This window comes from Mycobacterium sp. MAC_080597_8934 (genome assembly GCF_000523975.1).
Lineage (GTDB): Bacteria > Actinomycetota > Actinomycetes > Mycobacteriales > Mycobacteriaceae > Mycobacterium > Mycobacterium avium.
In genome coordinates this window covers 341,347-355,884 of the sequence record NZ_JAOS01000001.1, presented here as the reverse complement: position 1 = coordinate 355,884, position 14,538 = coordinate 341,347, and the positions used below count along the sequence as shown (strand labels likewise).

Here is a 14,538-nt window from a genome sequence, read left to right as displayed (position 1 = left end):
CACAGAAAACGAATTACACGCGTGCGAATAAGCGAATAGGGGTAAAACGCCTCAGCCGGGGCAACCCTGCGGATATGCTCAGCGGCGCCATGGAGAAGACCCGTTCTGCAGCTTTCAGCGTCCCGTTGGCCACCGCCTCGGGACCGTCCCTGCGCGACGACGAGTACCCCGACAAGCTCGATGCCGCGCTGTTCCGGATCGCCGGGGTCTGCGGGCTGGCCTGCATCATGGCCGTGCTGGACAGCACCGTCGTGGCCGTCGCCCAACGAACGTTCATCGCACAGTTCGGCGCCAACCAGGCCATCGTCTCGTGGACGATCGCCGGCTACATGCTGGCCTTCGCCACGGTCATCCCGATCACCGGCTGGGCGGCCGACCGGTTCGGCACCAAACGCCTGTTCATGGGCTCGGTGCTGATTTTCACGCTGGGCTCGCTGCTGTGCGCGGTGGCGCCAAACATATTGCTGCTCATCCTGTTTCGCGTGGTGCAAGGCGTCGGCGGCGGCATGTTGTTGCCGCTCAGCTTCGTCATCCTGACGCGGGAGGCCGGACCCAAGCGGGTCGGCCGGCTGATGGCGGTCGGCGGAATCCCCATCCTGCTCGGCCCGATCGGGGGCCCCATCCTGGGCGGCTGGCTGATCGGGGCCTACGGCTGGAAGTGGATCTTCCTGATTAACCTGCCGATCGGGCTGACCGCCTTCGCGCTGGCGGCGCTCTTGTTCCCCAAGGACCGCTCGGCCCCCTCGGAGGCGCTCGACATCACCGGCGCGCTGCTGCTGTCACCGGGCGTGGCGATCTTTTTGTGCGGGGTGTGTTCCATTCCGGGACGGCACACGGTGGCCGACCGCTATGTGCTGGTGCCGGCGCTGGTCGGCCTGGTCTTGATCGCGGCGTTCATCCTGCACGCCTGGTATCGCACCGAGCACCCCCTGATCGACCTGCGGCTGTTCCGGAACCCGGTGGTGACGCAGGTCAATGTGACGCTGCTGGTGTTCGCGGCCGCCTCGGTGGGCGTCGGGTTGCTGGTCCCGAGCTACTTCCAAATCGTCGGCCATGAGACGCCGATGCAGTCGGGCCTGCACATGCTGCCGATCGGTGTCGGCGCCGTGTTGACCATGCCGCTCGGCGGGGCCGTCATGGACAAACACGGGCCCGGCAAGATCGTGCTGACCGGTCTGCCGCTGATGGCCGTGGGTCTGGCGGTGTTCACCTACGGCGTGGCCAGGCAGGCCGCGTATTCCCCGGTCCTGGTGTGCGGGCTCGCGATCATGGGCCTGGGCATCGGCCTGACCACCACGCCGCTGTCGGCGGCGCTGATGCAGGCGCTGGCGCCGCATCAAGTCGCCCGCGGCACCACGCTGATCAGCGTGAACCAGCAGGTCGGCGGGTCGATCGGGGCCGCGCTCATGGCGGTCATCCTGACCAACCAGTTCAACCGCAACCCGGCCCTGATGGCGGCGAACGAGGCGGCCGGGATGCACCCGGTCACCGGCAAGCGGGGCCTGCCGGTGGATCCGTCGACCGTGCCGCGCCCGGCCATGACCCCCGAGCTGGCCGGCCACGTGTCGCACCACCTGTCGCACGCCTACACGGCCGTCTTCGTGCTGGCCGTCGTGCTGGTGGCCTGCACCATCATTCCGGCGTCCTTCCTCCCCCGGAAGCCGCCGAGCCCGCCCGCCGGCGACTGACCCGGTCAGCCGGCGAACAGCATCGTCGCGATCCGCCGGACCGTGTCCATCGGATCGGCCGCCCGGACCGCGGCGTCGACGGCGTCGTTGAGCCACAGCGTGGCGAAACCGTGCACCAGCGACCACGCCGCCAGTTCGGCGCCGCGCGGGTCGGCCCGGGCGTGCGGGTCGCGCAACGTCGCCACCCCGCGGGAAAGCTCCGCGCCGGCCGCCCCCTCGGCGGCGGCCAGGCCGCCGTCGGACGCATCGAGCAGCGACCTGTTGAACATCACCTGGTAGTGGCCGGGGTGGTCGAGGGCGAACCGCACATACGCCAGGGCGGCATCGGCGAAATCACCCCGCGCGTCGGCCAGCGCCTGGGTCAACAGCTCAAAGCCCTGGGTGGCCAGCGCCGTGAACAGCCCGCGCCGATCGGTGAAGTGATGCGCCGGCGCGGCGTGCGAGACGCCGGCGCAGCGGGCCAGCTCGCGCAGCGAGACGCGCTCGGCGCCGCGCTCGGCCACCAGCCGCGCGGCTTCGGCCAGGATCACCGCCGGCAGGTCACCGTGGTGGTAGCTGTGGCGCGTCATCCGGCCAGCATACCGCGTATCTTGACAATGACTAGATACCGAGAGTAGCTTCGGTGGTCTGAGATCTTGTCAGTGTCTAGATTGCGGGAGGTTGGGATGGCGCCGTTGATCACCCTGGTGGTGGGCAGCCTGGTGGCGTGGGTGGCGGGCCGGCTGGGCGTGGGCTACGTCGACGGTTGGGCCCCGGCGCTGGCCGTCGGACTGGCCGCGATGTTCGTGCTGACCGGGATCGCGCACTTCGCGCCGCCGCTGCGCGCGGACCTGGTCGCCATTGTTCCGCCCCGGCTGCCCGCACCCGGCCTGCTGGTCAGTCTCACCGGGGTGCTCGAGCTGCTGGGCGCGCTCGGCCTGTTGCTGCCGGCAACCCGGGCGGCCGCGGCCGGCTGCCTGCTGGTGTTGATGCTGGCCATGTTCCCGGCCAACATCCACGCCTCGCGGATGCCCGACCCGCCCAAATCGATGACGACCCGGCTACCCCTGCGGATCGGGATGGAGATCGTCTTTCTGGCCGCCGCCGTAGCGGTCGCCCTCGGCGGCCGCTAGCAGCCACGCGTACTGGTAGGCGGTTTCCTCCCATGCCTTGTAGCGGCCGCTGACGCCGCCGTGCCCGGCGTTCATCTGGGTCTTCAACAGGAACGGGCCGCCGGCCGGGTTGGCATGCCGCAGTGCGGCAACCCATTTCGCCGGCTCCACGTAGTACACCCTGGTGTCGTTGAGCGACGTCATCGCCATGATCGCCGGATACCGCCTGGCCTCGACGTTCTCATACGGCGAGTACGACTTCATGTAGAAGTAGACGTCCTTGTCCGCCAGTGGGTTTCCCCATTCGTCCCACTCGGTGACGGTCAGCGGCAGCGACGGATCCAGGATGGTGGTCAGCGGATCGACGAACGGCACCTGCGCGAGTATCCCGGCGAACAGCTCCGGAGCCAGGTTGGCCACCGCCCCCACCAGCAAGCCGCCGGCACTGCCGCCCAGCGCCACCAGCCGATCCGGCCGGGTGACATTCGATTCCACCAAATGCCTTGCCGCCGAGACGAAGTCGGTGAAGGTGTTCTTCTTCTCCAGAAGCTTGCCGTGCTCGTACCACAGCCGGCCCATCTCGCCGCCACCGCGCACGTGTGCGATCGCGAACACCATGCCGCGGTCCAGCAGCGACAGCCGGGCGATGGAGAAGCTCGGATCGATGCAGATCTCGTAGGCGCCGTAGCCGTAAATCAGTGCGGGAGCGGGGAATTCAATGTCGGCACGGTGCACGATGGACACCGGCACGCGGGTGCCGTCGTCGGCGACGGCCCAGTCGCGCCGTTCGACGTAGTCGGCGGGCCGGTAATCCCCCAGCACGGGTTGCTCGCGCAGCAGGCTCCGCTCCCCGGTGACGAAGTCGATGTCGTAGACCCGCGCCGGGATGACCAACGAGCCGGCCCTGATCCGCAGCCGGGGCGCCGACCAGTTCGGGTTGCCGGCCAGCCCGGCCGACATCAGCTCGGAGTCGAACGAAATCTCCTCGGGCCGCGCGTATGTGCCGTCGGCGTCGATGCGCCACAGCTGCAGCCGCGGCAGCGCGGCACGCCGGTAGCTGATGACAAGGTGGCCTTCGAAGGCGTCCACCGCGTCGAGCCGGACGTCGTCGCGGTGCGGGATCAGGGTGCGCTGCCGGGTCGGATCGCTGACCGGGGCCTCGGTGAGGGTGAAGTTCACCGCGCCGTCGTTGTGCAGGATCAAAAACCGGTCCTGCCCGCCGACCACCGCATGCTCGACCGAGTACTCGACACCGTCGCGGCGCGGCAGCACCACGGTGAACTGCGCGTGCGGGTCGGCGGCGTCGGCGTAGCGGAATTCGGAGGTGATCGAGGAGCCCGAGGCGATCATGACGTAGGCCTCGCTCCGGGTGAGACCCACGCCGAGCCAGAACTTCTCGTCAGCTTCGTGATACACCAGTTCGGGCGCCTCGCCGGAGCCCGCTTGGTACCGCCACACCTTGTCGGGACGGTGTGCCGCATCCAGGGTGAGGTAGTACACGGTGCGGTTGTCGGCGGCCCAGGTGGCTCCCGCCGCTATGTCGGCGATCTCGTCCGGATACAGTTCACCGGTCCGTAAGTCCTTGAACCGCAACGTATAACGTTCGTCGCCGACGGTGTCGACGGAATACGCCAGCAGGTTCCCGTCCAGGCTGACGGTGGCGGCGCCGAGCGCGAAGAACTCGTGACCCTCGGCTTCGACGTTCGAATCGAGCATGATCTGCTCGCCCGGGATCTCGGTGTCCTCGTCCAGGTTCGGCGGATTCCAGTCATCGGGATCGGCTACGGGACAACGGCATTGGACGCGATACTGCTTGCCTTCATAGGTGCGGGCGTAGTACCACCACCGGCCCTGCCGGGTCGGCACGGACAGGTCGGTCTCTTTGGTGCGCGCCTTGATCTCGTCGAAGATCTGCTGGCGCAGCGGCGCCAGGTGGGCGGTCATCCGGTCCGCGTAGTCGTTCTCCGCCTCGAGGTGGGCGATGACGTCGGGGTCGGTCTTCTCCCGCAACCACTCGTAGGGGTCAACGAAGACGTCGCCGTGATGCTCGCGGCGGGTGTCCACCCGCTTGGCGACGGGCGGCACGGAGGTGGCCAGGTGGGTCTCGGTCACGCGCGCGGACCGATCCAGTCGTCGAAACGCAGCCCGGAAATGCGTTCGTAGGCTTCGATATAGCGGTTGCGGGTGGCCTCGATGATGTGGTCGGGCAGCGGTGGGGGCGGTTCGGTGCCGTGCCGGTCCCAGCCGGATTCGGGGCTGGTGAGCCAGTTGCGGACGAACTGTTTGTCGAAGCTGGTCTGCGGCACGCCGACCCGGTATTCGTCGGCCGGCCAGTACCGCGAGGAGTCCGGGGTGAAGATCTCGTCGGCCAGCAGAAGATTGCCATCCGGGTCGGCGCCGAACTCGAACTTGGTGTCCGCGATGATGATTCCCTTCCGTAGCGCGTGGTCGGCGGCCTGGACGTAGATCTGCAACGTGCGGTCGCGCAGCTGGTTGGCCCGCACCCCGCCGACCATCTCGATCACCCGGGCAAAGGAGATGTTCTCGTCGTGGTCGCCCAGGGCGGCCTTGGTCGCCGGGGTGAACAGCGGCTCGGCGAACTTGCTCGCCTCGACCAGTCCGGGCGGCAACGCGATGCCGCAGACCTTGCCGGTCGCCTGGTAGTCCAGTAGCCCCGAGCCTGTCAGGTAGCCGCGCGCCACGCATTCCACCGGGAGCATCTCGAGCTGGCGCACCACCAGCGCGCGGCCCAACACCTCGTCGGGAATGCGCGGGTCGTCGGGCGGTCCGGCCAGGTGGTTGGGGGCATCGACGAGGCCGAAGAAAAAGACGCTCATCGCCGTCAGGATGCGGCCCTTGTCCGGGATGGTGCTGTCCAGCACGAAGTCGTACGCCGAGATCCGGTCGGTGGCGACCAACAGCAGGTGCTCGTCGTCGACGCGATACAGCTCACGGACCTTGCCGCTGGCCAGATGCTGGTAGTCCGACAGTGCAGGCATCCGGTCAGCCTATCGGGCACCGGGACGCCGGCCGTGTGCTGGGATCGAGGCTATGACACCGCGGTTTCTGCCCTACTCCACCAGGCCCGGGCGGCTGGCCGCCCAGCTGTTCAGCGACCTCGCCGTCGTCATCTGGACCGGACTGTGGATCCTGGTCGGGCTGGCGGTTTACGACGCCATCGCCACCATCGCCGACGCCGGCCGGCAGGTCGAGAGCGGCGCGCACGGCGTCGCCGGCAACCTTGCCTCCGCCGGTCACGGCGCCCAGCACATTCCGGTGGTGGGCGACACGGTCAGCAAGCCGCTCAACTCCGCCAGCCAGGCCGCGCTGGACATGGCCGGCGCCGGTCACGACCTGGACGTGGCGGCGAGCTGGCTGGCGGTGCTGCTGGCGATGGCAGTGGTGGCGCTGCCGATCCTGGTCGCGGTGGGGCCGTGGTTGTTCCTGCGGCTTCGCTTCTTTCGGCGCAAGCTGACGGTCACCGCGTTGGCTGCCACCCCGGCCGGCGCCCAATTGCTGGCGCTGCGCGCGCTGGCGAACCGCCCGCCACGCAAGTTGACCGCCGTCAGCGCGGACCCGGTCGGCGGTTGGCGACGCGAGGATCCCGCCACCATCCGGGCGCTGGCCGCGCTGGAATTACAGTCGGCCGGTATCGCGATCCGCGGGATGTAGCGGCAGCGCCCGCGCCTCGACGTCGGCGAACCGGCCCGTCACTGTTCTGCGCGGAGTTCCACGACCAGGTGCCGGATGCCGGTGTGCCGATTGCTGCGGGCCCATTCGACCGGCCGGACCACCCGCACCGCGCCGAACCGGGACAGCAACTCCTCGAACAGCACCCGCAGCTCCAGCCGGGCCAGGTTGGCGCCCAGGCAGTAGTGCACACCCTGACCAAAACCCAAGTGCGGGTTTGGTTTTCGGGTGACGTCGAATTCGTCGGCGCGGTCGAACACGCTGGCGTCGCGATTCGCCGAGCCCTCCCAGATCTGCACCTTCTGCCCGGCCTTGATCGATTGGCCGCCGAGCGTGGCATCGCGGGTGGCGGTGCGCCGCTTGGACGGCGAGGGCGAGGTCCAGCGCACCATCTCCTCGACGGCCGTCGGCAGCGCCCCCAGATCGTCACGCAGCCAACGCAATTGCTCCGGATGCTCGGCCAGCGCCAGCAGCCCGCCCGCAACCGCGTTGCGGGTGGTTTCCGCCCCGGCGCTGAACAACAGGCTGAAGAACAGGTACAGCTCGAGGTCGGAAAGGGCCGGCGCCGCAGCGTCATCCAGCGTCGCGTTGGCGACCACCGACAACATGTCGTCGGTCGGCTCGGCGCGCTTGGCGGCGATCAACTGCTGGCCGTACTCGTACATCCGCGAACCGGCTTCTGCCTCGGACAGCTGCGACAACGCCGCCTTGCGGGAGCCGCCGAAATCGAACTGCGGCTCGATCGCCTGAAACAACCAATGCCGTTCGGACTCAGGCACTCCCAGCAGGATGCAGATCATCTGCATCGGCAGCTCGGCGGCGATGTCGACCAGAAAGTCGAACGGCTCGCCCGGCACCACCGCGTCCAGCAGCCGGCGCGCCCTGGCCCGCAGGTCGTCTTCGACCAGGCGGATCATCCGCGGCGTCAAGCCGGAGCTGACCAGCCGCCGGATCTGGGAATGCCGCGGATCGTCCATCATGTTGAGCACCTGGCCGGCGATCGCCAGGTCCTGCAGCAGCGTGCCGCCGTACGGGCGTTCACCACCGGTCACCGACGAGTAGGTCGCCGGATCCTTGAGCACCTCAAGGGTTTCCGCATAGGAGGCCACCGACCAGAAGCCCTCGCCGTCCGGGGTGTTGTCCGTCGGCTCATGCCAGTACACCGGCGCCTCGCGCCGATGCACTGCGAACAGGTGGTGCGGAAATCCGTTGGCGAAGTTGTCCAGATCGGTGAAGTCGATCTGCGAAAGCGCGCCGGCGAGAGTCACAGGATGGCCCCCGGGGTGTACTTGGCCGCGTCCGGGTAGCGGCTCACCAGCGCGTCCACCTGGGCGGCCACCTCATCCACCTGGTCGGCGGCGGCGCCGGTGAACGCCCGCCTGTCGGCCAGCGCGGCGTCCAGGGCCGCCCGGTCCAGCGGCAGCCGCTCGTCGGCGGCCAGCCGCTCCAACAGGTCGGGCTCGGCGCCGTGTTCCCGCATCGCCAGTGCCGTGGCCACCGCGTGCTCGCGGATCACGTGATGCGCGGCCTCGCGGCCCATCCCGGCGCGCACCGCGGCGATCAACACCTTGGTGGTGGCCAAGAACGGCAGGTAGCGGTCCAGCTCGCGACCGATCACCGCCGGGTAGGCGCCGAACTCGTCGAGCACCGTCAGAAACGTCTCGATCTGCCCGTCGATGGCAAAGAAGCTGTCCGGCAATGCAACTCGGCGCACCACCGAGCAGAACACGTCGCCCTCGTTCCACTGCGCGCCGGCCAGTTCGGCGGCCATCGAGGCGTAGCCGCGCAGCACCACCTGTAGGCCGTTGACCCGTTCGCAGCTGCGGGTGTTCATCTTGTGCGGCATCGCCGACGACCCGACCTGACCCGGCGCGAATCCCTCGGTGACCAGTTCGTGCCCGGCCATCAGCCGGATGGTGTGCGCCATCGACGAGGGGCCGGCGCCCAGCTGCACCAGCGCGGAGACCACGTCGTGGTCCAGCGACCGCGGGTACACCTGCCCGACGCTGGTCAAAACCGTTGAGAAACCCAGGAATTCGGCGACCCGCCGCTCGAGTTCGGCGAGCTTGGCCGGGTCGCCGCCGAGCAGGTCGAGCATGTCCTGCGACGTGCCCATCGGGCCCTTGATGCCGCGCAACGGGTAACGGTCGATCAACTCGCGCAGCCGGGCCAACGCGATCAGCGTCTCCTGGGCGGCCGAGGCGAATCGCTTGCCCAAGGTGGTGGCCTGGGCGGCGACGTTGTGGCTGCGCCCGGCCATCACCAGGTCGCGGTAGGCCACCGCCCGTTCGGCCAGCCGCGCGGCGACCGCGACGCCGTGGGCGAAGACCAGTTCCAGGGAGCGCCGGATCTGCAGCTGCTCGACGTTCTCGGTCAGATCCCGGCTGGTCATGCCCTTGTGCACGTGCTCGTGGCCGGCCAGCGCGTTGAATTCCTCGATGCGGGCCTTGACGTCGTGGCGCAGCAGGCGTTCGCGGTCCGCGATCGAGGCCAGATCGACGTCCTCGAGTACCCGCTCGTAGTCCGCGATCGCCTCGGCGGGAACCGCGACACCCAACTGTTGCTGCGCGCGCAGCACCGCGAGCCACAGCCGCCGCTCGGCGACCACCTTGGCTTCCGGCGACCAGATCGCAACCATCTCGGCACTGGCGTACCGGGCAGCCAGCACATTCGGAATGCTCACAGACATAGAGCTTACGGTTCGTCGAGCACCGCGAGACCGCGGCGGGCAACGGATTCACCGGGTAACGGCGTCCGCGGTCGCGGTTTGGCGGCAGTCTGGACCCATGTACTTCGCCGGCGTCGACCTCGCCTGGGCGGGGCGGAACCCGACGGGCGTCGCCGTCATCGACTCCGGCGGCGAGCTGGTGAGCGTGGGCGCGGTCCGCGACGACGACGAGATCCTGGCCGCGCTCGACCCGTACGTGCGCGGGGAGTGCCTGGTCGCCTTCGACGCGCCGCTGGTGGTGAACAACCCGACCGGCCAGCGTCCCGCCGAGACCGCGCTCAACCGCGACTTCCGCAGGTTCCAGGCCGGCACCCACCCGTGCAACACCGGGAAACCCGAATTCGCCGACGGCCCGCGGGCGGCCCGGCTGGCCGCGGCGCTGGGCCTCGCGCTGGACCCGCGTTCGCCGCGGCCCCGGCGCGCCATCGAGGTCTACCCGCACGCCGCGACCGTCGCCCTGTTCGGGTTGCAGCAAACCCTGAAATACAAGGCCAAGCCCGGCCGCAGCCTGGAGCGGCTCAAGTCCGAGCTGCTGCTGCTGATGGCGGGCGTGGAGCGGCTGGCGCACGCCCCGGTCCCGGTGCGGGCCGGCCGCCACGCCGGTTGGCGCGCGCTGCGCCGGGCCGTCGAATGCGCGCAGCGCAAGAGCGAGCTGCGCCGCGCCGAGGATCCCGTCGACGCCGTCGTCTGCGCCTATGTGGCGCTGTTCGCCCAGCGCCGCCCGGACGCGGTGACCCGCTACGGCGACCCCGGCACCGGCTGCATCGTGACGCCGTCGCTGCCGGCGGCCCGCCGGCAATCGCTCAGATCTGCACCGGCCGCTGATCGATCGGGGCCAGCACCTCGATGAGGTCGACCACCGCACCCTGGGCCGCCGCCCGCGGATCCCGGCCCTCCACCAGGGCCGACACCACCGAGCCGTCCACGGCGCAGATCAGGGTGCACACCAAGTCGATGTGCACCGAGCGGCCCGAGCGTTCGATGGCCTCCGCCACCGCCTCGGCGCGCTGGCGCAGGCTGCGGCGCATGGTCTCGCGCAGCGCGGGCAGCCGGGTACAGGCGATGTGCCGTTCGTAGCGCGAGATCAGCTGCTCGGTCAGGCCCGGGCCGGAGACGTCGCCGACCAGCAGGTCGGCCAGCACCTCGGCGATGGTCTCCGGTCCGCGGCGGCGCCGCGACAAGGCGCTGACCCGGGACCGCAGCTGGGCCACCTCGATCATGGCGATGTGCTCGACCGCGCGGGCGATCAGATCGTCCAGGGAGGAGAAGTAATAGGTGGTGGATGCCAGCGGCAATCCGGCCCGCCGGGCGACCGCCCGGTGCCGCACCGCCTCGAACCCACCCTCGGCCAGCAGCTCGGCGGCGGCGCTCACGAGCGCGTACCGCCGGCGTTCTCCTTTTGGAGTAACCGCTGCAGTCACGAGTAGCCATCGTGCCAGCCAAAGTGGTACTGCATTGCCATTTCGACCAAACGACCCGCCGAACGGACATGGCATGATGACCCGCATGCCCGACATGAGCCGACGCGCCGTGCTCCGTCTCGGCGCCGGTGCCGCCGTGGGCGCGGTGGGCGCCTACGGGCTCGACATCCTGTTACAACCCCGGGCATCTCAGGCCATGCCGGCGGCCGGCACCGGGACGCCACTGGCGCCCCCACCGCCCGCCCCGGGCCCGCCCCGCGATCCGGCTCCGCCGGCGGCGGCCGCCCCCACCATGGTCACCGGCTCGTTCGTGTCGGCCGCGCGCGGCGGGGTCAACACCAACTGGGCCATCGCGCGTCCGCCGGGTCAGACCAAACCGCTGCGGCCCGTGATCGCGCTGCACGGCAAGGGCAGTGACGCCGCGACCGTGATGGCCGGCGGCGTCGAGCAGGGGCTGGCCCAGGCCGTCAATGCCGGGCTGCCGCCGTTCGCGGTGGTCGCGGTCGACGGCGGCGGCAGTTACTGGCACAAGCGGTCTTCCGGCGAGGACAGCGGCGCGATGGTGCTCGACGAGCTCATCCCGCTGCTGGGCAACCAGGGCTTGGACACCTCGCGGGTGGCGTTCCTGGGTTGGTCGATGGGAGGTTACGGCGCGCTGCTGCTCGGCGGCCGGCTCGGGCCGGCGCGGACGGCGGCGATCTGCGCGGTGAGCCCGGCGCTGTGGCTGTCCTCGGGTGCGGCCGCGCCGGGGGCCTTCGACGGACCCGACGACTTCGCGGCCAACTCGGTGTTCGGGATGCCCGCGCTGGGATCGATCCCGATCCGGGTGGATTGCGGCGACAGCGACCCGTTTTACGCTGCGACAAAGCAATTCATTGCACAGCTGCCCAATCCGCCCGCCGGCGGGTTCTCGCCCGGCGGCCATAACCCGGAATTCTGGAGTTCGCAGTTGCCGGCCGAGCTGAGCTGGATGGCCCCGCTGCTGACGGCCTGATCGCACGGGACCCGCGAGCGTCACGCCAGCGCGGCGCTGGGCCCCGGGCGTCACGCCGGCGTTACGCTCGCGAAGGTGAACGAACCGTTCGGATGGGACTTCCCGTACGCCTGGCCCCGCAAGCCGGTCCTGGCCGACAACGTGGTGTGCACATCGCAACCGCTTGCCGCCCAAGCGGGTCTGCGGATGCTCGCCGAGGGCGGCAGCGCGGTCGACGCGGCCATCGCCACCGCCATCACGCTGACCATCGTGGAACCGGTTTCCAACGGAATCGGCTCCGACGCGTTCGCCATCGTCTGGGACGGCGAGAAGGTGCACGGCCTCAACGCCTCCGGCCGCTCACCGGCGGCGTGGACCCCGGAATACTTCGGCGGCAACGCCGTTCCCGTCCTCGGCTGGAATTCCGTCACCGTGCCCGGTGCGGTGTCGGCGTGGACCGAACTGCACGCCCGCTTCGGCAAGCTGGCGTTCGAGCGGCTGTTCGAACCGGCAATATCCTACGGCCGCAACGGCTTTCCGGTATCGCCCGTGGTCGCGGAGCAATGGGCGGCGCAGGTGCCGCTGTTCGCCGGACAGCCGGGTTTCGCTGAGGCGTTCGCGCCTGAGGGTCGGGCCCCCAGGCCCGGGGAGCGGTTCCGGCTGCCCGCGCACGCGGACACGCTCGAGGCCATCGCGGCAAGCCGCGGCGAGGCGTTCTACCGCGGCGCATTGGCCGCCCGCGTCGCGGAGCACGCGGCGGCCAACGGCGGCGCCATGACGGCCGACGACCTGGCCGCCCACCGCGCCGACTGGGTGGAGACGATCACCGGCGACTACCGCGGCTACACCGTGCACGAGATTCCGCCCAACGGCCACGGCATCGTCGCGCTGATCGCGCTGGGCATCCTCGAGCGATTCGACATGGCTTCGCTGCCAGTCGATTCCGCCGACAGCGTGCATTTGCAGATCGAGGCGGTGAAGCTGGCCTTCGCCGACGCCCAGGCCTACGTCGCCGATATCGAGCACATGCCGTTGCGGCCGGAACGCCTGCTGGACACCGAATACCTCGAGCGACGGGCGGCGCTGATCGACCCTGCCCGGGCCAAGCCGGTGTCGGCGGGGGCGCCGGCGGGCGGAACGGTGTATCTGACCGCGGCCGACGCCGCGGGGATGATGGTGTCGATGATCCAGTCGAACTACATGGGCTTCGGGTCGGGTGTGGTGGTGCCGGGAACCGGGATTTCGCTGCAGAACCGAGGCGCGAATTTCACTGCGGGGCTTGGTCATCCGAACAGTGTCGGCCCGAACAAGCGGCCCTACCACACCATCATCCCGGGCTTCGTGACCAAGGACGGCGCGCCGGTGATGAGCTTCGGGGTGATGGGCGGCATGATGCAGCCGCAGGGACACGTGCAGGTGATCGTGCGCATCGCCGACCACGGCCAGAACCCGCAGGCGGCCTGTGACGGCCCCCGGTTCCGCTGGGTGCAGGGCATGCAGGTGAGCTGTGAAAACGGTTTCCCGGCCGCGACGCTGGACGAGTTGCGCCGGCGCGGACACGATCTGGTGGCGGTCGACGACTACAACCAGTTCGGCAGCTGCCAGGCGATCTGGCGGACGGATACCGGCTACGTCGCGGCCAGCGACCCGCGCCGCGACGGCCAGGCCGCCGCGTTTTAGACCCGGATCTTGCCGTCGGCCGCCGACTGTGCGATGTCGGTGCGAAAATGGCTTCCCGGCAACCGAATCGAGCCGAGGATCTGGTATGCCTTGGCCCGCGCGGCCGCCAGGTCGGGGCCCGTCCCCACCACCGACAGCACCCGGCCCCCCGAGGAGACGATCTCGCCGTCCTCGCGTCGCGCGGTTCCGGCGTGCAGCACGCCCTCGGCTTCCGAGCCGGTGATGACGTCGCCCACCCGGGGCCGTCCGGGATAGTTCTCCGCCGCCAGCACCACCGTCACCGCCGCACCGTCGTGCCAGCGCAGTTCACCGAAGTCCGCCAGGGTGCCGCTGCCCGCCGCGTACAGCAGCTGCCCGAGCGGCGACTCCAGCAGCGCCAGCACCGCCTGGGTCTCGGGATCGCCGAAGCGGCAATTGAATTCGACCACGGCCGGTCCGTGGGAGGTGATCGCCAGCCCGGCGTACAGCAATCCGCTGAACGGGCAGCCACGCGCAACCATCTCGGCCGCAACGGGTTCGACGATGCGGTGCACGATGTCGCGATACACCCGATCGGGCAGCCACGGCACGGGGGCGTAGGCGCCCATCCCGCCGGTGTTGGGTCCGCTGTCGGCGTCGCCGACCCGCTTGAAATCCTGCGCCGGCAGCAGCGGCACCACGGTCTCGCCGTCGACGACGCAGAACAGCGACACCTCCGGGCCGTCCAGAAAAGACTCCAGCAGCACCGGGTGGCCGGCCTCCAGCAGCGAGGCGGCGTGGGCGCGCGCCACCTCGCGGTCGGCTGTCACCACCACGCCCTTGCCCGCGGCCAGCCGGTCGTCTTTCACCACCCAGGCCGCCTCGCCCGCCGGCGGGCCGAACCGGTCCAGCGCGGCATCCAAATGCGCGGGGGTATCGACGATTTCACTGGTTGCGGTGCGGACCCCGGCCGCGGCCATCACCTCTTTGGCGAACGCCTTGGAGCCTTCGATGCGGGCGGCGTCCTTGCCCGGTCCGAAGCACACGATGCCGGCCGCCCGCAGCGCGTCGGCCACTCCGAGGACCAGCGGCACCTCGGGGCCGATGACCACCAGGTCGGCGCGCACCGCGCGGGCCAGGGCCACGACGTCGGGCGCCGAGGTGATGTCGACGTCGTGCTGCTCGGCCAGCCGGGCGGTGCCGGCGTTGCCGGGGGCGATGGCCAGCCCGGTGACTTGCGGGTCTTTGCGCAGCGCCAGCAGCAGCGCATGCTCACGGGCACCGGAGCCGATCACCAGGACGCGCACGA

The 14,538-nt window shown here is 70.0% G+C and carries 13 protein-coding genes; 6 read left to right on the top strand and 7 right to left on the bottom strand.

The annotated features are described in order from the left end of the window. Nucleotides 1–74: 74 nt before the first annotated feature. A complete protein-coding gene (locus NF20_RS01770) occupies nucleotides 75–1,688 on the top strand; it encodes a DHA2 family efflux MFS transporter permease subunit (RefSeq protein ID WP_003875780.1) in 1,614 nt (537 codons plus the stop codon). 5 nt (nucleotides 1,689–1,693) lie between these two features. Here NF20_RS01770 and NF20_RS01765 read toward each other — a convergent pair whose 3' ends face one another. Beyond that, the gene (locus NF20_RS01765) at nucleotides 1,694–2,257 is read right to left on the bottom strand and encodes a TetR/AcrR family transcriptional regulator (protein ID WP_033713091.1); all 564 of its coding nucleotides are present in this window, start codon (nucleotides 2,255–2,257) and stop codon (nucleotides 1,694–1,696) included. 96 nt (nucleotides 2,258–2,353) lie between these two features. Here NF20_RS01765 and NF20_RS01760 point away from each other — a divergent pair, with 96 nt between their 5' ends. Beyond that, nucleotides 2,354–2,800 (top strand): DoxX family protein, encoded by a 447-nt coding sequence (locus tag NF20_RS01760; RefSeq protein WP_033713089.1) that lies wholly within the window; start codon nucleotides 2,354–2,356, stop codon nucleotides 2,798–2,800. On the opposite strand, the gene NF20_RS01755 is transcribed toward NF20_RS01760, so the two are convergent. Then, nucleotides 2,729–4,891 (bottom strand): S9 family peptidase, encoded by a 2,163-nt coding sequence (locus NF20_RS01755; RefSeq protein WP_033713088.1) that lies wholly within the window; start codon nucleotides 4,889–4,891, stop codon nucleotides 2,729–2,731. The two genes, NF20_RS01760 and NF20_RS01755, sit on opposite strands and share 72 nt — an antisense overlap. Then, nucleotides 4,888–5,778, bottom strand: a complete 891-nt coding sequence (locus NF20_RS01750) for a phosphoribosylaminoimidazolesuccinocarboxamide synthase (RefSeq protein WP_033713087.1) — start codon at nucleotides 5,776–5,778, stop codon at nucleotides 4,888–4,890. The genes NF20_RS01755 and NF20_RS01750 overlap by 4 nt, the downstream gene beginning before the upstream one ends. 52 nt (nucleotides 5,779–5,830) lie before the next feature. On the opposite strand from NF20_RS01750, the gene NF20_RS01745 reads away from it, so the two are divergent. Further along, nucleotides 5,831–6,451 carry a hypothetical protein gene (locus NF20_RS01745; RefSeq protein ID WP_009974901.1) on the top strand — a complete coding sequence of 207 codons (621 nt, stop codon included), beginning with the start codon at nucleotides 5,831–5,833 and terminating at the stop codon, nucleotides 6,449–6,451. 38 nt (nucleotides 6,452–6,489) lie between these two features. Here NF20_RS01745 and NF20_RS01740 read toward each other — a convergent pair whose 3' ends face one another. Further along, complete coding sequence (locus NF20_RS01740; RefSeq protein ID WP_033713086.1) at nucleotides 6,490–7,737, bottom strand: cytochrome P450; 1,248 nt, start codon at nucleotides 7,735–7,737, stop codon at nucleotides 6,490–6,492. Continuing rightward, entirely contained in the window at nucleotides 7,734–9,152 is a 1,419-nt protein-coding gene (gene purB, locus NF20_RS01735; RefSeq protein WP_023869782.1) for an adenylosuccinate lyase, read from the bottom strand. Before purB ends, NF20_RS01740 begins: the two co-directional genes overlap by 4 nt. 103 nt (nucleotides 9,153–9,255) lie before the next feature. Between purB and NF20_RS01730 the strand changes: the two genes are divergently transcribed. Beyond that, complete coding sequence (locus NF20_RS01730) at nucleotides 9,256–10,047, top strand: DUF429 domain-containing protein (protein ID WP_033713085.1); 792 nt, start codon at nucleotides 9,256–9,258, stop codon at nucleotides 10,045–10,047. Here the strand turns inward: NF20_RS01730 and NF20_RS01725 are convergent. Continuing rightward, on the bottom strand, nucleotides 10,001–10,618 hold the full coding sequence (locus NF20_RS01725; protein WP_010948907.1) for a TetR/AcrR family transcriptional regulator: 618 nt from the start codon (nucleotides 10,616–10,618) through the stop codon (nucleotides 10,001–10,003). The two genes, NF20_RS01730 and NF20_RS01725, sit on opposite strands and share 47 nt — an antisense overlap. 73 nt (nucleotides 10,619–10,691) lie before the next feature. On the opposite strand from NF20_RS01725, the gene NF20_RS01720 reads away from it, so the two are divergent. Beyond that, the gene (locus NF20_RS01720) at nucleotides 10,692–11,612 is read left to right on the top strand and encodes an alpha/beta hydrolase-fold protein (protein WP_033713084.1); all 921 of its coding nucleotides are present in this window, start codon (nucleotides 10,692–10,694) and stop codon (nucleotides 11,610–11,612) included. A gap of 75 nt (nucleotides 11,613–11,687) precedes the next feature. Further along, the gene (locus NF20_RS01715; RefSeq protein ID WP_033713083.1) at nucleotides 11,688–13,271 is read left to right on the top strand and encodes a gamma-glutamyltransferase family protein; all 1,584 of its coding nucleotides are present in this window, start codon (nucleotides 11,688–11,690) and stop codon (nucleotides 13,269–13,271) included. Here NF20_RS01715 and purD read toward each other — a convergent pair. Next, nucleotides 13,268–14,536: a phosphoribosylamine--glycine ligase gene (gene purD, locus NF20_RS01710; RefSeq protein WP_033717191.1), complete on the bottom strand. Its 1,269-nt coding sequence runs from the start codon at nucleotides 14,534–14,536 to the stop codon at nucleotides 13,268–13,270. The two genes, NF20_RS01715 and purD, sit on opposite strands and share 4 nt — an antisense overlap. Between the last annotated feature and the right edge of the window lie 2 nt (nucleotides 14,537–14,538).

Bases quoted from the DNA above. Each gene is read 5' to 3' on its own strand.
- NF20_RS01770 (WP_003875780.1), top strand. From the start codon at position 75: ATGCTCAGCGGCGCCATGGAGAAGACCCGTTCTGCAGCTTTCAGCGTC.
- NF20_RS01765 (WP_033713091.1), bottom strand. From the start codon at position 2,257: ATGACGCGCCACAGCTACCACCACGGTGACCTGCCGGCGGTGATCCTG.
- NF20_RS01760 (WP_033713089.1), top strand. From the start codon at position 2,354: ATGGCGCCGTTGATCACCCTGGTGGTGGGCAGCCTGGTGGCGTGGGTG.
- NF20_RS01750 (WP_033713087.1), bottom strand. From the start codon at position 5,778: ATGCCTGCACTGTCGGACTACCAGCATCTGGCCAGCGGCAAGGTCCGT.
- NF20_RS01745 (WP_009974901.1), top strand. From the start codon at position 5,831: ATGACACCGCGGTTTCTGCCCTACTCCACCAGGCCCGGGCGGCTGGCC.
- NF20_RS01730 (WP_033713085.1), top strand. From the start codon at position 9,256: ATGTACTTCGCCGGCGTCGACCTCGCCTGGGCGGGGCGGAACCCGACG.
- NF20_RS01720 (WP_033713084.1), top strand. From the start codon at position 10,692: ATGATGACCCGCATGCCCGACATGAGCCGACGCGCCGTGCTCCGTCTC.